Consider the following 18757-nt stretch of genomic DNA (forward strand, 5'->3'; position numbering starts at 1 on the left):
CAGGCATTCATTAGTTGGGCAGGGTTTGCGGCACAGGCAATTAAAGGGCGAACTGCGCGAAGCTCACGCCAGCCCCGGCAGGGCGCACATCTTTCAAGAACGAGTCCTTGTCCGCGCTCAGCTCCAGGGTGATCTCAGGCTTGCGCTTGCCCGCATTGCGCACCACCAGCCCTTCGAGCTTTTCACGCAGGAACACTGTCGGCACCTTCAGGTGCAGCAACTGATCGGTCTCGGCGTTGTGCATCAACAGGTGGATCCACTCGTACTGGCCCACGGCAATCCGGCCCACCGGCAGGTCGAACCACCAGATGTTGCGCTTGCGGTCCAGGTCGGTGAAGTGGCAGTTGTTGACGCCGAGTACGGCACCGCCCAGTTCGGTGTTTCTGCGGGCGATGGCCTGTGCTTTATTGAGTTTCATAACCTTCCTACGGGATCTGTGCTTCAGCGTTACAGCCTGAATGTGCCGGGCATTCTCGTGGGTTGGCCGCAAAACATAAAGCCAAACCTGCGGTCGGCGATGAAATGCCTGACGAAAATAATTGAAACTCTGCCGAACGGCCCCGGGTCAATCTTAGGTAATGACCAAAACCCTTTGATTGTTCTTTCGGAGAAATACCATGGGCAGCACAGCGGATAAGGCAAAAGGCTTGAAAGACCAGGCCGTCGGCAATATCAAGCAAGGCGTCGGCAAAGTCACCGGTAATGACAAACTGCGCGCTGAAGGCGTGGTGCAGGAAAAGAAAGGCCAGGTGGAAAAAGCCGTCGGCGATACCAAGGATGCGGTAAAAAAAGCGACCAAATAGGCCTGCTTTTGCGCAACCTGACGGCCATCCACGGATGGCCGTTTTTATGTCACATGGCGTGATTAAAGTTTCGAAATTGTTTCAAGGTCGCCAAATAGGCTACCTTGATGTAGAAAACGGCCCCTGAGTCGCCCACAAACTCAACCTTTATGCGGCGAAAGGAGACGCTATGATTTTTCCGGTTCTCGATGGTCTGAAGCTGCATAAAGTGCTGTTGCGTACCGTCAAGGAATTCGTCGATGACGAAATGCCCACCTACGCTTCGGCACTGGCCTACCAGATGCTGTTCTCGCTGTTCCCCTTCCTGCTGTTCCTGATTGCCCTGATCGGTTTCCTGCACCTGCCGGATTTCTTCACCTGGCTGCGCCTGCAATCGGAGCTGGTGTTGCCGCCCCAGGCCCTCGAGCAGGTCAACCCGGTGATCGACCAGTTGCAGCAATCCAAGGGTGGCCTGCTGTCGGTGGGTATCGTGATTGCGCTGTGGACCGCCTCGGCCGGTGTGCGCCTGATGATGAGCGCGATGAACGCCGCCTACGACGTGGTGGAAGGTCGGCCGATCTGGAAGCGCTTCCCGCTGTCGATTTTCTACACCGTCGGCATCGCCGGTATGTTGCTGGCCGCGGCCGCGCTGATGGTCCTGGGCCCGCAAGTGATGGAGTGGCTGGCCGGGCAGATCGGCATGCAGGAATTCGTTGTGACCCTGTGGACCATCCTGCGTTGGCCGTTGATCGTGATTTTGCTGATGTTCGCCGTGGCCCTCATGTACTACGTGATGCCGGACGTCGAGCAGAAATTCCGCTTCATCACCCCAGGCTCCGTGCTGGCGGTGGTGGTGTGGATCGTCGCGTCCCTGGGCTTTGGCTACTACGTCAAAACCTTCGCCGACTACAACGCCATGTATGGCAGTATCGGTGCGATCATCGTGCTGCTCCTGTATTTCTATATTTCCGCCGCCGTGTTGCTGCTGGGGGCGGAAATGAACGCGGTGATCGAACACATGTCCGCCGAAGGCAAGGACCCGGGTGAGAAGGAATTCGATCAGTCCGCGCCGCCTGTCGGCGAAAAACAGCACGTCTCCGGCCTCGGCCGGGACCACTCCAAGCCCACCCCTGACGAAGTCTGATCGATGATCCGTGAAATCCTGAAAATGGGCGACGAGCGCTTGCTGCGTATCGCGCCTCCGGTTCCGCCGGAAATGTTCGACAGCCCCGAGCTGTGGCAATTGATCGATGACATGTTCCAGACCATGGAACACGTGGGCGGCGTAGGCCTGGCCGCACCGCAGATCGGCGTGGACCTGCAATTGGTGATCTTCGGCTTCGAGGCCAGCGAACGTTACCCGGACGCGCCACCGGTGCCGCAGACGATCCTGATCAACCCGTTGATTACCCCCCTCAGCCCGGTGTTGGAAGAGGGGTACGAAGGTTGCCTGTCCGTACCCGGTATGCGTGGTGCGGTGGACCGCTATCAGCAGATTCGCTATGAAGGGTTTGATCCCAAAGGCGAGCCGATTGTGCGGTTTGCCGACGGTTTTCATGCGCGGGTGGTGCAGCATGAGTGCGATCACCTGATCGGCCGGTTGTACCCGTCGCGGATCACCGACTTCAGCAAGTTCGGGTTTATCGAGGTGATGTTCCCGGACATGGACCCCACCGCCGACGACTAACTCTCAGACATACTGAGATCACCCTGTGGGAGGAGGCAAGCCCCACAGGGTGACTGTATTTCAAGGCGGGTTATTGGGTCGGTTTGACGAACCGCAACGTCATCCGATCCGACTCGCCAATCGCCACATACTTCGCCTTGTCCTGCTCCCCCAATTTCAACGTCGGCGGCAACGTCCACACGCCTGCCGGGTAATCCTTGGTGTCCTTCGGGTTGGCATTCACCTCGCTCTGTCCCGCCAGCTTGAACCCGGCATCGGTCGCCAGCTTGACCACCTGGGCGGTGGTCAGGTAGCCGCTGTCCTTGATTGCCTGCAGATCCGCCCCGTCCTTGGCCCGGTGATCTTCCACACCCAGCACACCGCCCGGTTTCAGTACCCGGTAGAACGCACTGAACGTCGCCGGCGCGGTGCCTGCCGCTACCCAGTTATGCACATTGCGAAACGTCAGCACCGCATCCGCCGAAGCGGGTTTGCCGAATACCGGCGCCTTGGGATCGAACGCCACCACCGAGGCCTTGCCGTAGCGCGTAGGGTCGGCCGCGAATTTCTTCTTCAGGTTCTCTTCCGACGTGCGCGCGTAAGCGCTGCTGCTCGCGGCCTGCACGGCGGCGATGTACTGCCCGTGATCCTTTAGCAGCGGCGCCAGTACTTCGCTGTACCAGCCGCCGCCCGGGGTGATCTCGATCACGGTTTGCCTGGCGCCCAGGCCAAAAAACTCCAGGGTCTGTTGCGGGTGGCGATACCCGTCGCGGGCACTGTTGGCCGGGTCGCGCCAACTGCCGGCCAGCACGCTTTGGTACTGCCGGGCGCTGATCGGTGCGTCGGCGGCCTGGCTCAAGGCCGGGGTGAGCAGGGCGGTGAGGGAGAGAGCTGCGAGCGTCGTTTTCATGATCATCCTGTAAAGGGCCATTGTGCCGCCGAGGCTAGCATGGGCCCTGTACATGCTGATCACACATTATCGGTGGTCGACCTCACCAAACGATCTAAGCCCATCGCGATCATCGGTTTGTTGCGCTTGTAGCGCACCAGCCGTTCGTTGAGCGACTGCGGCAGCAGCGTGTCCTGGGTGAAGCCCATGCGCCGGTACATCCCTTCCAGTTCCGGATGGCACAGCAACCACAACGTACCGTTCACATCGGCCGCAGCCGCCGTGATCAGCCGCGCCGCCAAGCCTTGGCCGCGATAGGCCGGGTCAACGAACACCCCGGTCAACCACTGCCCGCCAACCACGGGCGTGAGGCACAGGCCGGCGACAATCTCGCTGTCGCGCGCCACCCACAAGCGCCCGCCCTTGAGCGCTTTCATCGACGAATTGTGGCTGCGGTAAAACTTGTTCAGCAGGGGCCACAAGGGCTCGGCCAGCGGTTCGATGTGCAATGGGGGCATGGTCTTCAGGCAGCGTGATCAAGGGCCGGGGATTATAAACGCCTTGTGCGAGGCAATAGGTGGTATACCCATGACTGCATCCCCTTAAAGTGGAGTACGCATCATGGCCAAAGGTATGGATTCAAAGAAAGCCGCGAAGAAAAAACCGGCGAAGACCGCGGATGAAAAACGCGCCGACAAGAAAGCCAAGAAAACCGAGACAGGCCTGTTCGGTCACTGAGTTACAAGCTTATAGCCAAACGATCTGCAAGATTTTCCCGCGCCATTGCACAGAGCAGGAAACACCTGCTCTGAGCTGCCGATGGCCCACTACCTTGATCCTGCCCAACGCCGGGAAATCGAAACCCTGGCCGAATGCTTTACCGCCAGAACCGAATGGCCGACCTGGCTGCTGTTGATCGGCGTATACGCCGGCTGGTTTGCCGTGATCCTTGGCAGTCACTGGCTGGGCCCGTGGTTGAGCACACTGCTGTTGATCCCGCTCGTGACGCTGTGGTTGTCGGTCCAACACGAACTGCTCCACGGCCATCCCACCCGTTCGCTGCTGCTCAATAAACTTCTCGGCTATGCACCCTTTGCCGTGTGGTACCCCTACACGTTGTACCGCGACAGCCACCTGCTGCACCACAACGACGAAGACTTGACCCTGCCGGGCATCGATCCGGAAAGCCGCTACCTCACCCAGCAGCAATGGGACCACAGCTCGCTGTTCGAACGCGGCGTGCATGGGGTGACCAAGACCGTGCTCGGTCGCTTCCTGCTTTCTGCCCCTTTGGCGATTGGCCGCCTGATCCGCCACGAATGCCAGCGCCTACCCCAGGTATGGCCGATGTGGCTGGCCCACGGTGCCGTCACCGTGCTGATGTTGATATTCATCGCCCACTGCAGCGCGCTGTCGGTGGGGCATTACCTGCTGCTGGTCAGCGTGCCGGCCTTGTCCCTGGCCTCGATCCGTTCCTACTATGAACACCGCCCGCACCCCCGGCCCGAGCAACGCAGCGTGCTCAACGAAGCGTCCTGGCCGTGGACCTGGCTGTTCCTCAATAACAACCTGCACCTGGTGCACCACGATTTGCCGAAACTGCCCTGGTACTTGCTGCCCACGGTCTACCGTGCCCGGCGTGAACAATGGATCGCGCGCAGCGGCGGCTTCCTGGTGCAAGGCTACGGCCAGTTGATCGGCCGCCACGGGCTCAAGGCCATCGACAGCCCCCGGCACCCCTTTGCGTGAGAGAAGAGCATGAGTGAGCACTACGCCGAACTGCTGATGTATGTCGCGCCCGAGCCGATCCGGCAGGCCAACCAACAGTGGCTGGAGCGCATCCTTGAACACCTCGGACTGCGCCGTCTCAATGCCGATCATCTGGACTTGCCGGGCCTGTGGCTCGCCCCCGAATTGCTGGTGACCCAAACCTGCGGTTATCCACTGATGACCCAATTGCGCGGCCAGGTCCGCGTGATCGGTCGACCGCGCTATGAGCTGCCCCACAGCAGCCGGGGCGAACATTGCAGCCTGTTGCTGACCCGCGACGACAACCCGCGCCACCCTCTGGCGGACTTCTACAACAGCCGTGGCGTGATCAACGGCCACGACTCCAACAGCGGCATGAACCTATTGCGCGAACGCCTGGCGCCGCTGCAGCGCGACGGGCGTTTCTTCGCCAGTGTCGGCATCAGCGGCGCCCATCGCGAAAGCCTGCGCTGGCTGCGCGAAGACCGTGCCGACCTCGCCGCTATCGACAGCGTGACCTACGACTACCTCGCCCGCTTCGCGCCGCAAGAGGTGGCGGGGCTGCGCATCGTCACCCACAGTGCGCCGAGCCCGACCTTGCCCTACATCGGCCCGCCGGGCTTGAGTGATGAACAGGTGGTTCAGATCCGCCGGGCGATGAACCAGGCGTTGCAGGACTTACCCGAGGTGGCCGAGACACTGGGCTTGCATGAAGTATTCCCCGCCAGCGAAGACGACTACGCGGTGCTCTTGACCTACCAGGATCAGGCCGTCAACGTCGGCTATCCTGTACTTCAATAGAGTTATATAAAAATACCTTTTAAATATTATTAAAGAATAAGCAGCCTTGCTAGGATCGCTCCACCGGAACACCGGACATAACGTGCAACCCTCTCAAATGGAGCCACTATGTCCGGCGCCGACACTTCTCACAGCGATTACGTGGGCGGATTGTTCCGCAGTCATTACGACTGGCTGTGCAGCCGTTTGCACCGCCATCTCGATTCCCGCGCCCACGCCGAAGACATTGCCGCCGACACCTTCGTCCAGCTCCTGAGTGCGCCGGGTGTGGTGCCTATCCGCCAGCCCCGCGCCTTGCTCACCACCATCGCCCAGCGCCTGATGTACCAGTTGTGGCGTCGCCGTGATTTGGAGCGCGCCTACCTCGAAGCGCTCGACCATGACGAGACGTGCACCGCACCGTCTGCGGAGGCGCTGGCACAAATGCTCGAAGCCCTGCACGCCATCGACCAGTTGCTCGACGGCTTGCCGGCCAAGGTCAAGGCGACCTTTTTGCTTTCGCAACTCAATGGCCTGACCTACCCGGAAATCGCCGCCGAGCTGGGGATTTCCCAGCGTTCGGTCAGCGACTACATGACCCGCGCCTTCAACCGTTGCCTGCGGCTGTGCCTGGAATGAACGACGACCTGATCAACGACGCCACGCGCTGGTACGTGCTGCTGCGTTCCGGCCAGGCCACGGCGGGCGACTGGCAGCGCTACCAACTCTGGCGTGCCGCCGACCCACGCCATGACGCGTTGTGCCGGCAGTTGGAAACGCGCCTCGGCGTGTTCCAGATTCCCCAGGCACAAGGGGTCAGCGGCCAGCTGTTGCAGCAGGCATTGGACGCACCGTCCAGCCGTCGCCAGGTGTTACAGGTCGCGCTGGTCGGTGCTGGTGTGGCTGCCGGCGCGACTTGGTTGGCCAAGCCGCTGGGTGTGCCGTTGGCGGACCTCACGGCGGATATCCGCACCGGCACCGGCGAGCGCCGCACCGTCACGTTGGACGACGGCAGCGAGCTGTCGCTCAACGCGCAAAGCGCGGCGGATATTCAGTTCGACCCACAACGGCGCCTGGTGCGCCTGCGCGAAGGCGAGTTGCTGGCCAGGGTGGCTGGCGATCGCATTCGGCCTTTTATGATCCAGACCTACCAGGCGCGTTTGCGTGCCTATGGCAACCGCCTCCTGGTGCGCGAGCGGGCAGGGCAGGGCCAGGTCGTGGCGCTGAACGGCGCGGTGGAAATCGACAGCCAGAACGGCGAGCGCCTGCAACTTGCCGCCGGCCATGAGGTGCACTACGACCGTGCCGGTTTCGGCCCGGTGCAGGCCAGCTCCTCCGGAGCCACGGCCTGGGTCGACGGCTTCCTGCAAGTGCGCGACCGCCCGCTGTCTGAAGTCATCGAGGCGCTGCGGCCTTACCACAATGGCGTGTTGCGCCTGGACCCCTCCGTGGCGGGCCTGCGTGTCAGCGGCCTGTACCGCTTGGACAACCCTCAGCAAATCCTCGATACCCTGGCGCGCACCCTGCCGATCCACATCACTCGCCGCACCGGTTTGTGGGTGAACGTCAATGCCGCGTGACCTTGGTTCTATCGACATAACCAAACGATCTGCAAGTTTCACCCCGGCCGTGCCACATCACTCCCGTAAGCGCTGCGGGGAGCAGCGTTCTCGAGTTTCCTTGGGGGGAGCCAAAGTGAGTCAGTTCAACCGTGTGCCGCGTCGAACCTTTGCCCTGGTGCCGTTGGCCAGTCTGTTTTTCACGTTCGCCGCCAGTGCCGAAGAGGCGCGCCAGGTCTACCACATTGCCCCTGGCCCGTTGGATGAAGTACTGCTCGATATCAGCCGGCAAAGCGGCCAAGTGATCTCGTTCACGCCACAGTTGGCAAACTATTCTTCGTCCAGCGTAGACGGTTCGCTGTCGGCGCAACAGGCCGTCGACGCCGCACTGAAGGGCACCGGCCTGCACGTCCAGGTCAGCCCGGACGGCGCGTTCATCATCAAGGAAAGCGCGAGCAACAACGCCATCCGCAACGTCAAGGCCCAGACCAGCGCCGCCCAGGCCCCGACCCTGGACCGCGTGGTCGCCATCGGCACCCGGCGCAGTGACGCCACGGCCCTCACCAGCGCCGCGCCGGTGGATGTGATCAACGCCGAAGAACTCAAGCAGACCGGCGCCACCAGCCTCAACCAGGCTTTGTTCCAATTGCTGCCGTCGTTCAACTTTCCGCAGAACCAGAGCGCCACCCGTGGCCAGAACCCCAAGGGCGCATCCCTGCGCGGGCTGGCCCCGGACCAGACGCTGGTGCTGATCAACGGCAAGCGCCGCCATGCTTCGGCGGTGGTGAACATCTCCGGTGGCGTGCCGTTCATTGGCGCGCAGCCGGTGGACCTGGACATGATCCCCATCAGCAGCATCGACCACGTCGAAGTGCTGCGCGATGGCGCCTCGGCGCAATACGGTTCGGATGCGGTGGCGGGCGTGGTCAACATCGTGCTCAAGGAGCGTGACAGCGGCGGCCAGGTCAACACCCAGCTGGGCAAATACGCCCAGGGCGACGGCTTCAGCAAGACCACCGATGGCTGGTACGGCCTGGGCTTGCCGGGGGATGGTTTCCTCACGCTGAGCTTCAACACCCTCAACAACAAACCCACCGACATTGGCGACAAATATGTCGCCGACGGCCAACTGCAAGACCCCCGCTGGGGCGGTGCCGGGCGCGATAAATTCAACCTGGCGGCGAATGCCGAAATCGGCCTGAACGACCAGTGGCGGCTCTACAGTTTCGCCACCTTCGGCCAGGACAAGTCGGTGAACAACACGCCGCCGCTGCTGGCCAACAACCCGAACAACGTGCCGGGCATCTACCCCAACGGCACCATTCCCAAGTACCGCTACCGCTATGAGGACGGTGCGCTGACCGTCGGCACCCGCTACGAAGACGAGGCCCTCGGCCGCTTCGACCTCAGTGCCACCTACGGACGCGACCAGCACGATGAACTGGCCTTCAACACGGTCAACCCCAGCTACGGCTTGAACAGCCCGACCAAGTTCGACGTGGCCACCCTGGTCAACGAGCAGACCAACCTCGGCCTGGATTACGCCAAGGATCTGGACGTCAACTGGTCGAGCCATCCGCTGACCGTCTCGGCGGGCATTGCCTACCGCCATGAGCAATATCGGCTGGAAGAGGGCGACTACGAGTCTTACTCCTTTGGCGGCATCAACGGCGTGCAGGTCGGAGCGGTGCAAGCCTCCGGGCTCACGCCGGATGACGCCGGCACCTACAAGCGTGATGTCGGCGGTGTGTACTTCGGCCTCGAACATCAGCTCACCGATAAATTCCAGATCGGCCTGGCCGGGCGTACCGAGCACTACTCGGACTTCGGTTCGGCCACCACCGGCAAGCTCTCGGCGCGTTATGACTTCACCCCGCAGGTGGGCCTGCGCGCCACGGTGAACAACTCCTTCCGCGCACCGACCCTGGGCCAGATCGGCACGTCGTGGACCACCACCACCAACGTCGACATCAACGGCAACCCGGTGTTGACGCGCATGCTGCCCGCCGACAACCCGGCCGCCCGTGCCCTGGGCGCCGAGCCGCTCAAGCCCGAGAAGTCCACCAACTACTCCCTGGGCCTGGTGCTGCGGCCGGTCGAAAACGCGTCCCTTACCATTGACGCTTACCAGATTTCGATCCGTGACCGCCTGCTCTACAGCGGCGGCATTTCCGGGCCGCGCGCCGAACAGATCCTGCAGCAGGCCGGGTTTGGCCAGTACACCTGGGCGCAGTTCATGACCAATGCGGCCAATACGCGCACGCGGGGTGTCGACATCGTCGGCAAGTACAACCTGGACCTGGCGCAGTACGGCGCATTGAGCCTGTCGGCCGGTTACACCAGGGCGCGCACCACGATTGAGAAGGTCCACGAGAACCCCAACGGGTTCGACATCCTCACCCGCGAAGCCCGTGGTTTCCTCGAGCACGGTTACCCCGAAGACAAGCTGGTGCTCGGCGCCACCCACCGCATCGGCGCCTGGACCATCGCCCTCAGCGAAACCCGCTACGGCGAGTACCGCAAATACGCCGCCAGCGCAGCCAATGCCCAGTACGACCAGACCTTCGCCGCGCAATGGAACACCGACCTGGACGTGAACTACGCGTTCACCCAGCAACTGCGCCTGTCGATCGGCGCCAACAACCTGTTCGACAGCAAACCCGACGACTTCAACACCCGCCTGCGCCAGACCCCGGGCCAGCAGTACAGCTACCTGTCGCCGTCGGCGCCGGAAGGGGCGTTCTACTACACGCGGCTCAGTTATGACTTTTAACGAACATCACCGCACAACTATGAGGTTGCCGATGAAGCATCTGAAGAAACTCCTGGGCGGCGGCCTGCTGGCTCTGAGCCTGCTGTCCCCAACCGTCCACGCCGCCGAAGCCGTCAAACCCATCCACTTCGGTGACATCACCTGGGAAAGCGGCAGCCTGATCACCGAGGTGCTGCGCCTGATCGTCGAGAAGGGCTACGGCTTGCCCACCGACACCCTGCCCGGCAGCACCGTGAGCCTGGAAGCCGCCCTGGCCAAGGACGATATCCAGGTGATCGGCGAAGAGTGGGCCGGGCGCAGTCCGGCGTGGGTCAAGGCGGAAAACGAGGGCAAGGTGTTCGGCCTGGGCGACACGGTCAAAGGCGCTACCGAAGGCTGGTGGGTGCCGGAGTTCGTGATCAAGGGCGATACGGCACGCGGTATCAAGCCCCTGGCGCCGGACCTGAAGTCGGTGGCCGACCTGCCGCGCTACAAGGATGTGTTCCGCGACCCCGAAGATCCGAGCCGTGGGCGCTTCCTCAACAGCCCCACCGGCTGGACCTCGGAGATCGTCAACAGCCAGAAACTCAAGGCCTACAAACTCACTGACAGCTTCGTCAACTTCCGCACCGGCTCCGGCGCGGCGCTGGATGCCGAAGTGGCGTCGTCGATCCGCCGTGGCAAGCCGGTGTTGTTCTACTACTGGTCGCCGACGCCGCTGCTGGGCCGGTTCAAGCTGGTCAAGCTGGAAGAGCCGCCGTTCAACGCTGATGCCTGGAAGACCCTGTCCGACGCGAAAAACCCCAACCCCATCGGCACCCGCTCGATGCCGGCACGCCTGGCGATTGGTGTGTCGGCGCCGTTCAAGGCGCAGTACCCGCAACTGGTGAGTGTGTTTGAAAAGGTCGACCTGCCGATTGATCTGCTCAACGGCATTCTCGGCGACATGAGCGAGAAACGCACGCCGCCCCGCCAGGTGGCTGAAGCGTTCCTCAAGGACCATCCAGACGTCTGGCAACAATGGGTGCCGGCGGATGTCGCGGCCAAGGTCAAGGGAGCGCTCTGATGCTTAAAGTCTTCGCTGCAGCTGTACTTTCGTTGATCGCCGGTCACGTGCTGGCGGCCGAGCCCTCCACCTTGCGCATCGGTTACCAGAAAAGCTCGGTGAGCATGATGTTGGCCCGTGAGCACAAACTCTTCGAAGCGGCGCTGCCCGGCACCCAGGTGCAGTGGATCGAATTCCTCGGTGGCCCGCCGCTGATCGAAGCGCTGAATGGCGGCAGCCTGGACATCGGCAATATCGGCGACATCCCGCCGATCTTTGCCCAGGCCGCCGGCATCGACTTGCAATACTTTGCCGTCGAGCCCAACGAGGGCAAGACCGAAGCGGTGCTGGTGCCCAAGGCCAGTCCGGTGCGGAGCGTGGCTGAACTGAAGGGCAAGCGCGTGGCGCTGCTCAAGGGCTCCAGCGCGCACAACCTGTTCCTCAAAAGCCTGCTGCGCGCCGGCCTGCAATGGAAGGACGTGAACGTGGTGTACCTGTCGCCGTCCGATGGTCGTGCTGCGTTCGAGCAAGGCAAAGTCGATGCCTGGGTGGTGTGGGACCCGTACTACTCCGCCGCCGTGGTCGACGGCTCCGCCCGTGTGCTGGGTGACGGCCAGGGCCTCAACCCGGCCGGCAGTTTCTTTGTGGTCAGCAGCCCGTTTGCCAAGCAGTACCCGCAGTCCATCGGCACGATCATCCAGACCCTGGGCAAGGCGCAGCGCCTGTCCCTCGACAAGCCCGAAGAAAGCATCGCACTGATGGCCAAGACCCTGGGCCTGCAACCGGCGGTGGTGAAAAGCTACTTCGAACACCGCTCGCCCGCGCCGATCCGGCCGCTGCAAACCTCGGACGTCGCGACCCAGCAACGCACGGCGGACCTGTTCTTCGCCAACGGCCTGATCCCGAAAAAGGTCGACGTGCAGCAAGCCGTCTTCAAAGCGCCATGAATGTTTGGTGAGCGGGCTTGCCACAACCACAAAAGCCCTTAATCAGTGAGCAGACCATGCAACCGATCTACATCGATTTTCTCAACGGCCTCGACATCGACGAACTGGGTCTCTCCAACGATGAAATCCTTAGCGCCATCGAAGCCAGCCTGGCGATCCAGGGCCGTGGCGAGGCGGTGATCGAGCCGCGTACCCACCTGATTCCCGGTGGCGAGATCAACGGCCACTTCAACGTGCTGCGCGGTGTGCTTGGCGGCGCTATCGGTTATGCCGGGGTCAAGGTGGTAGGGGATTTTGTCGACAACTATCGCAAGGGCCTGCCCTCGGAACTGGCGATTCTCAACCTGCTGGACCCGGCCACCGGCATTCCCAGGGCCATCCTGGATGCCTCGGCGATCACCGATATGCGCACCGGCGCGGTCACGGCCATCGGCGCCAAATACCTGGCCCGGCCCGACAGTAAAGTGCTGGCGCATATCGGCGCGCGCGGCACGGCCTACTGGAACGTGCGCCTGCTGGATCACCTGTTCGACTTCGACGAAATCCGCGTGCACTCGCGCCGCAGTGAAAGCCGCGAGGCCTTTGCCGAAGGCCTGCGCCGGGACCTGGGTAAACCGGTGATCGTCACCGACGATTGGGAGTCCGCCGTGCGTGGCGCCGACATCGTCGTCGAGGCCTCGCGCCTGGACCAGCCCGAACCGCTGCTGCGCACCGAGTGGATCAAACTCGGCGCCTTCGTGGTGCCCTACGGCACCATGAGCGCGGTGGAACTGTCGCTCACCGACATCATGAGCAAGTTGGTGGTGGATGATTGGGGCCAGTGCAAGGGCGGTCTTTTCGGTTCGTTGCGTGCCCATGTCGATGCAGGAAAACTCAGCGCCGAGACCCTGCATGCCGAGTTGGGCCAGATCGTCGCCGGCTTGAAGAATGGCCGGGAAACCCCCGAGGAAACCATCCTGTTCTGGCATCGCGGGCTGAGCCTCAGTGATATCGCATTGGGCCATGCGCTGCTGGAGAAATCCAGGCGCCTGGGCATCGGCCAGCGGTTGCGCTGGGCATGATTCACTTCGACCCCCAAGGCTTGGTACTGGCGGATTTGCTGGCGATTGCGCGGCAGGATATACCGGCGGATTTCAGTCAATCGGCACGTCAACGTATCGACGAAGGCCATCGGCTGCTGGTGAAACTGGCGGCTGACGGCACGCCGATCTATGGCGTCAACACCGGCCTTGGCGCGGCGGTGGATACGCCGGTGGCGCCGGTGCAGGCGAGCATTCCGTTGGGGCGTGCGGTGGGGGTGGGGCGCCTTGCCAATCGCCAGGAGTTGCGCGCCATCACCGCCACGCGCCTGGCCGGGTTGGCCCAGGGTCGCTCGGGGATTTCACCGGCAGCGGCGCAGGCATTGCTGGACCTGCTCAACTCAGGCGTCGAGCCCGAGGTGCCGTTGCTGGGTTCCCTGGGCGAAAGCGACCTGGCGCCGTTGTCGCACCTGAGTCTGGCGCTGACGGTGCCTTTGACCGGTAAGGATGGCTTGGCGCTGGTCTCGGCGAATGCCGCCAGCGTTGGGCTCGGTGCGTTGCTGGTGGCTGAGGCGCAGCAGGCGTTGGAGGCTGTGCTCGCGGCGCTGGCGTTGTCGTGTGAAGGCTACCGCGCCAATCTCAGTGCGTTCCAGCCATGGGCCTCACGCCTGCGCCCGGCCCCGGGGCAAACCGAGCAATCGGCGGCGCTGTTGCGCTTGCTGGCGGGGGGCGAGTTGGCGGACAGCCCACGTCGCCTGCAAGACCCACTGAGCTTTCGCTGCGCCACGGTGGTCCAGGGCGCGGCGCAGCAGGCGTTGCACCAGTTGCATGAGCTGATCGAACTGGAACTGCGCAGCGGCGCGGACAATCCGGCATTGATCAGCGAGGAAGCGCTGGTGTTGGCCACGGCGAATTTCGACAGCACGCATCTGGCGCTCGCCGCAGAAGGGCTGGGCCTGGCGCTGAATCGAGTGGCGGCGTGCGGTGCAGAACGCATCGCCAAGTTGCTCTCGCCTGGGGCCAGTGACTTGCCGCGCTTCCTGATCACTCAACCGGGTCATGTCGGCATGGCCGCGTTGCAGCGCACCAGTTCGGCGCTGGTCGCGGAAATCGGACACTTGGCCAATCCGCTGCCGGCGGTGAGCGTGCCGGTGGCGGATCGTGTCGAAGACTATGCGGGGCAGGCCTTGGCGGTGGTCGACAAGACCCGGCGGTTGGTCGAGCGGGTCGTGTGGCTGGTCAGCATCGAGCTGATCGTCGCGGCGCAGGCGGTGGACCTGCGGGGTGCGTTGCGATTGGGGCAGGGCTCCGGGCAGATCCATGCCGCGGTGCGCAGCCAGGTGGCGCACCTGGATCAGGATCGCTCGGGCTCGGTGGATGTGTTGGCGCTGAGCCGCTTCATCTCAACTCATGGGTTTTCAGCGGCCAATGCGGCAACCACCGCAGGTCGCTCACCCACCCGTTGCTGAAACGCCGCCAGCGCCGGCCACCGGCCCAGGTCAATTGCGTGAAACGCGGCCCAGCGCAGCACCACGAACAGGTAGGCATCCGCCACCGAGTAGTGCGACCCCAGCAGGTAATCCTGGCGCTCCAGCGTTTGCACCAGCACCGCGAAACGCTTGAAGAGTGTGGCCTCGAACAGCGCGCGCACGTCGCCCTGGATCGCGTCGTTGAAGAACACCGCCAGGCCGCCATGAATCTCGGTGGCGATAAAATTCAGCCATTCCTGCAAACGCACCCGCTCCCAGCTGCCATTGGCAGGGGCCAGGCCAGCGGCGGGTTTCAGGTCGGCGAGGTATTGCAGGATCGCGCTGGCTTCGGTCAGTACCTGGCCGTTGTCCAGTTTCAGGGCGGCGACGTAGCCCTTGGGGTTGATCTGCAGGAAGTCCTCGCCCTCGGCGGTGATCTTGGCCTGGTTATCGACCAGCACCAGGTCGAACGGCAACGCCAATTCGCGCAACACGATATGCGGGGCGAGGGAACAGGCGTAAGGGAAGAAATACAGTTTCATCTGGGGCAGCTCCGTTGAATTTGCGCCAGTCTCGCGGGCGTGGCACCGTGCGTAAAATTAAACCTTCAGACCCCTGCCATAAGGACAGCTACTGCCATGATGAACCTGATGCACTGGCGCCTGCTGGTGGCCGTGGCCGATCACGGCAGCATCACCGCCGCCGCCGAGCGGGTAGGCATGACCCAGTCCGCTGCCAGCCAGGCCATGGCCGGCATGGAGGCGACGTTGGGCGCGCAACTGTTCACCCGTGAACCGCGCAAGACCTTGCCTACGGCGTTGGGCTTGAGTGTGATCGAACAGGCGCGGGTGATGCTCGGTGCCTTGCAGGCGATCCGCAGCACTGTGGACGAAGCCAGGCCCATGCTGCGGGGGACGATTCGCATCGCCAGTTTCCCGAGGGTGCTGGCGACGTTTCTGACACCTGCGTTGCAGCGTTTTGCGCAGCTCTATCCCGGCATCGAGGTCACCACCCTGGATGTCACCGACAACGAAGTACTCACCCTGCTCGACACCGGCCTCATCGACCTGGGCGTGGTGCTCAACCCCGCGCCCGAGCGCAATGCCACCGTGTTGGGCCGTGACTTATGGATGGCCGTGCTGCCAGCGAACCATGCCCTGGCGCAACGCCCGGCTGATGCGTGTGTGTCGCTTGAGGAGTTACTGGAGCAGCCTTTCGTGCTGGCCACCGGTGGCTGTACCGCCAATGCGCGCAGCCTGGGGGCCGCAGCGGGGCTGACCCTGCGGGATATCCGCGTGGAAGTGCGCGAATGGAACAGTGCCTTCAGCCTGGTGCGCGAGGGGGTTGGTGTCACGCTGGTGCCGGAAATGGCCCTGCCTATCCAGCGTAAGGGGCTGCGGGTGATGGCACTGAAGATGCCGCTGCACCGTGAATTTGCCTTGGTCGGTACGCCAAATCGTCCACCTTCAGCCGCCGCCCGTGCATTGTTAGAAATGCTGGCTGACTAGTGGCTTGCAGAGTGCCAAGCCCTGTCTATGCTCATCCATAACCGTTGATGACGCTTGGTATATAAAGCGATTTGGATGGTTTGCGACTGTATTCGATCCGTGAATGGAATGCGCCCCGCCAGGCGCTGGTAATTGAAGGGTGATCCGAACATGTTCAACCTCCACCACAAATCCGACCTGCAGCAAATCGAACGTTTCTCCTGCGCCCTGTCCGAATCCAACGCCAAGCTCGCCGCCATCAGCCGTTCCATGGCCATGATCGAATTCGACCCTGGCGGCGTGATCCTCGACGCCAATGACAACTTCTGCAAAACCATGGGCTACAGCGTTGAAGACATCCGCGGCAAACACCACCGCATCTTTTGCGACGAGGCTTACACCCACACCGACGCCTACGCCAAGCTATGGCACGACCTGGCGCGGGGCGAGGCGCTCAGTGGCACCTTCATGCGCCTGAACAAGCACGGTCAGGAAGTGTGGCTCGAAGCCAGCTACATGCCGGTGCTGGACAAGGACAATCACGTGCAGAGCGTGATCAAGGTCGCTTCGGATATTTCCGCGCGGGTTCACCATGAACATGAAAACCAGAGCCTGATCGATGCCATTAGCCGTTCCATGGCGGTGATCGAGTTCACTCCCCAGGGCCAGATCCTCAACGCCAACGAAAACTTCCTGAAAACCGTGCAGTACTCCCTGGATGAAATCGTCGGCCAGCACCACAGCCTGTTCTGCCATCGCTGTGACGTCGAGTCGCCAGCCTACAAGGCGTTCTGGGCGTCCCTGAACCGCGGCGAGTACCACTCGCACCGTTTCGAGCGCAAAGACAAATACGGCAAGACATTGTTCCTGGAGGCGTCCTACAACCCGATCTTCGACGCCAGCGGGCGCCTGTACAAAGTGGTGAAGTTCGCCAGCGACATTACCGACCAGGTCACCACCCTGCGCAACGCCGCCGACTCGGCTCACGCGACGTCAGTGCAAAACGATGTCTGCGCGCGCAAGGGCTCGGAGGTGGTGCAGCAGACCGTGCAGATCATTGAAGAAATTTCCAACGACCTGAACCAGGCGGCGCAGAGCATTGATGCGGTGAACAAGCAATCGGACATCATCGGCAGCATCGTGCAGACCATCCGCAGTATTGCCGAACAGACCAATATGCTCGCGCTCAATGCGGCGATTGAAGCGGCGCGGGCGGGCGAGCATGGGCGCGGCTTTGCGGTGGTGGCCGATGAAGTGCGCAGCCTCGCGGCACGGACCAGCCAGGCGACGGTGGAGATTGTCGATGTGGTGCGCAAGAACCACGACCTGTCGCTGAGCGCGGTGTCGAGCATGCAGTCGAGCTTGAGCCGCACGGGGCTGGGGGTGGAACTGGCGAATGAGGCGGGGCAGGTGATCCTGGAAATCCAGGAAGGGTCACGGCATGTGGTGGATGCGATCGGGCAGTTCAACTCGACGTTGCAACTGCAATAGCCTGCAGGAGCGCGTTCGCTCCCGCAGGGGCGGATGGCGTCAGATCGCAGCCAGGGTTTCTTTGACTGTCTGCGCCTGCGGCTCAGCGGTTTTCGCCGCTACTTGCTGTTCTTGCTGCTGCTTCAGGCGTTCAGCCACCTGCTTGGAAATAGCGTCCTGCTTTTCCTGGGACATGTTCTGCACATCCGCCTCGGTCAAACCCTGCTCCTTGAGCAATTGCTCGCGGATACGCTCGGCCGGGGATTTGCTCATGTAGTCCGTGAACTCGGCACGTGCGCCGGAGGTGGCGCTGGTAGCCGGCACATCCGAGGTCGCCGCGCTGGTCTGCAACTGCACACGGGTCTTGGCGAAGGCTTCGTCGATGCGGTCAGCGGCCTTGTCCAGTTCCTTCTGCGCGGCCGGCACGGTCACGCTTTGCTGCGCGGCCTGCAGGGCACCGCTGTACAGCGCGCTGGCGGCGGCGTTGGCGGGGTCCATGTCGGGCCGTTTGATCTGTTGAACGGTCGACACGGCTTGGGTGTTGTTGTTAACCAGCATGATCGGTCACCTGTGGAAATGTGCGGTGCCACAGGTGGAGCAAATAGCGTGCCGATGATAGAAGGGGCGATATCAAAGGGCTTGGTGAGTTTAAAGCGGCAATTGATGGCCCTGGACAGGCCACCTTTTGCCGCCGGCAATGCGGTTGTTGATTGCCTCATACCCAACGGATGTCGAACGAGCCCTTGAACGTATGTACTACCCCGTCGACGAGGGCTAGAAAGTCGAACGATCCCGTTGCGTGAGCCTGGGGTTCATCAAAGGTCAAGTCGAGAGTGCCGCTTTGTGAAGGATAAGAAGTTCTTAGGCCGCCACTCGTCTGGCGAAAATATCGGACTTCCACGGTATTGGGCCATGGCAGTGGCAGGCTGATCGGACTTGAGGGCGGCGAAGCTGGAAACAGGATTTGAATGCCCATGAAGCCGCCGCCAGGCGCGGGCTGCAGACCGTCGAGCGTAACGTCTCTCGATTGACGATAAGTGACGGTGTGAGTGTCGATGCTACCTTCGAAAGTTGAGGATTTAAGCCATCCCTCCGAGGCCCTTTCGTTGCTATCGATAGTGCTGCCCTGTGTCATGTCCCGCT

Annotated in this window: 19 protein-coding genes and 2 pseudogenes; 15 read left to right on the plus strand and 6 right to left on the minus strand. The window is 62.4% G+C overall.

From position 1 onward, the window contains the following. Positions 1–40: 40 nt before the first annotated feature. Positions 41–418, minus strand: coding sequence for a hypothetical protein (locus tag BFN10_RS09520; protein WP_016973105.1), 378 nt, complete (start codon positions 416–418; stop codon positions 41–43). 199 nt (positions 419–617) lie between these two features. On the opposite strand from BFN10_RS09520, the gene BFN10_RS09525 reads away from it, so the two are divergent. The 3 genes from BFN10_RS09525 (at position 618) to def (ending at position 2469) form a co-directional block, all read left to right on the plus strand. After that, a complete protein-coding gene (locus tag BFN10_RS09525) occupies positions 618–803 on the plus strand; it encodes a CsbD family protein (protein ID WP_071489461.1) in 186 nt (61 codons plus the stop codon). Between the two features lie 169 nt (positions 804–972). Beyond that, complete coding sequence (locus BFN10_RS09530) at positions 973–1926, plus strand: YihY/virulence factor BrkB family protein (RefSeq protein ID WP_058423207.1); 954 nt, start codon at positions 973–975, stop codon at positions 1924–1926. A gap of 3 nt (positions 1927–1929) precedes the next feature. Then, the gene (def, locus tag BFN10_RS09535; RefSeq protein ID WP_071489462.1) at positions 1930–2469 is read left to right on the plus strand and encodes a peptide deformylase; all 540 of its coding nucleotides are present in this window, start codon (positions 1930–1932) and stop codon (positions 2467–2469) included. A gap of 70 nt (positions 2470–2539) precedes the next feature. On the opposite strand, the gene BFN10_RS09540 is transcribed toward def, so the two are convergent. Both BFN10_RS09540 and BFN10_RS09545 read right to left on the minus strand, forming a co-directional pair. After that, complete coding sequence (locus BFN10_RS09540) at positions 2540–3358, minus strand: class I SAM-dependent methyltransferase (RefSeq protein WP_071489463.1); 819 nt, start codon at positions 3356–3358, stop codon at positions 2540–2542. 59 nt (positions 3359–3417) lie between these two features. Beyond that, positions 3418–3855 (minus strand): GNAT family N-acetyltransferase, encoded by a 438-nt coding sequence (locus BFN10_RS09545; RefSeq protein ID WP_071489464.1) that lies wholly within the window; start codon positions 3853–3855, stop codon positions 3418–3420. 301 nt (positions 3856–4156) lie between these two features. Here BFN10_RS09545 and BFN10_RS09550 point away from each other — a divergent pair, with 301 nt between their 5' ends. From BFN10_RS09550 to BFN10_RS09590, 9 genes are all read left to right on the plus strand, one after another. Then, positions 4157–5086, plus strand: coding sequence for a fatty acid desaturase (locus BFN10_RS09550; protein WP_071489465.1), 930 nt, complete (start codon positions 4157–4159; stop codon positions 5084–5086). A 9-nt stretch (positions 5087–5095) separates the two neighbouring features. Next, a complete protein-coding gene (locus tag BFN10_RS09555) occupies positions 5096–5887 on the plus strand; it encodes a phosphate/phosphite/phosphonate ABC transporter substrate-binding protein (RefSeq protein WP_071489466.1) in 792 nt (263 codons plus the stop codon). 108 nt (positions 5888–5995) lie between these two features. After that, complete coding sequence (locus BFN10_RS09560) at positions 5996–6505, plus strand: sigma-70 family RNA polymerase sigma factor (RefSeq protein WP_071489467.1); 510 nt, start codon at positions 5996–5998, stop codon at positions 6503–6505. Next, positions 6502–7446: a FecR domain-containing protein gene (locus BFN10_RS09565; protein ID WP_071489468.1), complete on the plus strand. Its 945-nt coding sequence runs from the start codon at positions 6502–6504 to the stop codon at positions 7444–7446. The genes BFN10_RS09560 and BFN10_RS09565 overlap by 4 nt, the downstream gene beginning before the upstream one ends. Before the next feature lie 115 nt (positions 7447–7561). Further along, the gene (locus BFN10_RS09570; protein ID WP_071489469.1) at positions 7562–10198 is read left to right on the plus strand and encodes a TonB-dependent receptor plug domain-containing protein; all 2637 of its coding nucleotides are present in this window, start codon (positions 7562–7564) and stop codon (positions 10196–10198) included. 31 nt (positions 10199–10229) lie between these two features. After that, positions 10230–11243, plus strand: coding sequence for an ABC transporter substrate-binding protein (locus BFN10_RS09575; RefSeq protein WP_071489470.1), 1014 nt, complete (start codon positions 10230–10232; stop codon positions 11241–11243). Continuing rightward, positions 11243–12169, plus strand: a complete 927-nt coding sequence (locus BFN10_RS09580; protein ID WP_071489471.1) for an aliphatic sulfonate ABC transporter substrate-binding protein — start codon at positions 11243–11245, stop codon at positions 12167–12169. The genes BFN10_RS09575 and BFN10_RS09580 overlap by 1 nt, the downstream gene beginning before the upstream one ends. Before the next feature lie 56 nt (positions 12170–12225). Then, positions 12226–13230 (plus strand): ornithine cyclodeaminase family protein, encoded by a 1005-nt coding sequence (locus tag BFN10_RS09585; protein WP_071489472.1) that lies wholly within the window; start codon positions 12226–12228, stop codon positions 13228–13230. Then, positions 13227–14657 (plus strand): aromatic amino acid lyase, encoded by a 1431-nt coding sequence (locus BFN10_RS09590; RefSeq protein ID WP_071489473.1) that lies wholly within the window; start codon positions 13227–13229, stop codon positions 14655–14657. The genes BFN10_RS09585 and BFN10_RS09590 overlap by 4 nt, the downstream gene beginning before the upstream one ends. On the opposite strand, the gene gstA is transcribed toward BFN10_RS09590, so the two are convergent. After that, entirely contained in the window at positions 14597–15199 is a 603-nt protein-coding gene (gstA, locus tag BFN10_RS09595; protein WP_071489474.1) for a glutathione transferase GstA, read from the minus strand. The genes BFN10_RS09590 and gstA overlap by 61 nt on opposite strands. 96 nt (positions 15200–15295) lie before the next feature. On the opposite strand from gstA, the gene BFN10_RS09600 reads away from it, so the two are divergent. The 3 genes and pseudogenes from BFN10_RS09600 to BFN10_RS30075 form a co-directional block, all read left to right on the plus strand. Further along, on the plus strand, positions 15296–16165 hold the full coding sequence (locus tag BFN10_RS09600) for a LysR family transcriptional regulator (RefSeq protein WP_071489475.1): 870 nt from the start codon (positions 15296–15298) through the stop codon (positions 16163–16165). A 150-nt stretch (positions 16166–16315) separates the two neighbouring features. Further along, positions 16316–17092, plus strand: a pseudogene (locus tag BFN10_RS30070) (PAS domain-containing protein); the annotation flags it as partial. 141 nt (positions 17093–17233) lie between these two features. Continuing rightward, a pseudogene (locus BFN10_RS30075) lies at positions 17234–17635 on the plus strand (methyl-accepting chemotaxis protein); the annotation flags it as partial. Between the two features lie 39 nt (positions 17636–17674). Here the strand turns inward: BFN10_RS30075 and BFN10_RS09610 are convergent. Then, on the minus strand, positions 17675–18172 hold the full coding sequence (locus tag BFN10_RS09610) for a hypothetical protein (RefSeq protein WP_071489477.1): 498 nt from the start codon (positions 18170–18172) through the stop codon (positions 17675–17677). Between the two features lie 157 nt (positions 18173–18329). Beyond that, the gene (locus BFN10_RS09615) at positions 18330–18749 is read right to left on the minus strand and encodes a hypothetical protein (RefSeq protein ID WP_170289475.1); all 420 of its coding nucleotides are present in this window, start codon (positions 18747–18749) and stop codon (positions 18330–18332) included. Positions 18750–18757: the final 8 nt, after the last annotated feature.

Source organism: Pseudomonas extremorientalis, from assembly GCF_001870465.1.
Classification (GTDB): domain Bacteria; phylum Pseudomonadota; class Gammaproteobacteria; order Pseudomonadales; family Pseudomonadaceae; genus Aquipseudomonas; species Aquipseudomonas extremorientalis.

Coding starts and splice junctions, on each gene's coding strand:
- BFN10_RS09520 (WP_016973105.1), bottom strand. CDS start 418: ATGAAACTCAATAAAGCACAGGCCATCGCCCGCAGAAACACCGAACTG.
- BFN10_RS09525 (WP_071489461.1), top strand. CDS start 618: ATGGGCAGCACAGCGGATAAGGCAAAAGGCTTGAAAGACCAGGCCGTC.
- BFN10_RS09530 (WP_058423207.1), top strand. CDS start 973: ATGATTTTTCCGGTTCTCGATGGTCTGAAGCTGCATAAAGTGCTGTTG.
- def (WP_071489462.1), top strand. CDS start 1,930: ATGATCCGTGAAATCCTGAAAATGGGCGACGAGCGCTTGCTGCGTATC.
- BFN10_RS09540 (WP_071489463.1), bottom strand. CDS start 3,358: ATGAAAACGACGCTCGCAGCTCTCTCCCTCACCGCCCTGCTCACCCCG.
- BFN10_RS09545 (WP_071489464.1), bottom strand. CDS start 3,855: ATGCCCCCATTGCACATCGAACCGCTGGCCGAGCCCTTGTGGCCCCTG.
- BFN10_RS09550 (WP_071489465.1), top strand. CDS start 4,157: ATGGCCCACTACCTTGATCCTGCCCAACGCCGGGAAATCGAAACCCTG.
- BFN10_RS09555 (WP_071489466.1), top strand. CDS start 5,096: ATGAGTGAGCACTACGCCGAACTGCTGATGTATGTCGCGCCCGAGCCG.
- BFN10_RS09560 (WP_071489467.1), top strand. CDS start 5,996: ATGTCCGGCGCCGACACTTCTCACAGCGATTACGTGGGCGGATTGTTC.
- BFN10_RS09565 (WP_071489468.1), top strand. CDS start 6,502: ATGAACGACGACCTGATCAACGACGCCACGCGCTGGTACGTGCTGCTG.
- BFN10_RS09575 (WP_071489470.1), top strand. CDS start 10,230: ATGAAGCATCTGAAGAAACTCCTGGGCGGCGGCCTGCTGGCTCTGAGC.
- BFN10_RS09580 (WP_071489471.1), top strand. CDS start 11,243: ATGCTTAAAGTCTTCGCTGCAGCTGTACTTTCGTTGATCGCCGGTCAC.
- BFN10_RS09585 (WP_071489472.1), top strand. CDS start 12,226: ATGCAACCGATCTACATCGATTTTCTCAACGGCCTCGACATCGACGAA.
- BFN10_RS09590 (WP_071489473.1), top strand. CDS start 13,227: ATGATTCACTTCGACCCCCAAGGCTTGGTACTGGCGGATTTGCTGGCG.
- gstA (WP_071489474.1), bottom strand. CDS start 15,199: ATGAAACTGTATTTCTTCCCTTACGCCTGTTCCCTCGCCCCGCATATC.
- BFN10_RS09600 (WP_071489475.1), top strand. CDS start 15,296: ATGATGAACCTGATGCACTGGCGCCTGCTGGTGGCCGTGGCCGATCAC.
- BFN10_RS09610 (WP_071489477.1), bottom strand. CDS start 18,172: ATGCTGGTTAACAACAACACCCAAGCCGTGTCGACCGTTCAACAGATC.
- BFN10_RS09615 (WP_170289475.1), bottom strand. CDS start 18,749: ATGACACAGGGCAGCACTATCGATAGCAACGAAAGGGCCTCGGAGGGA.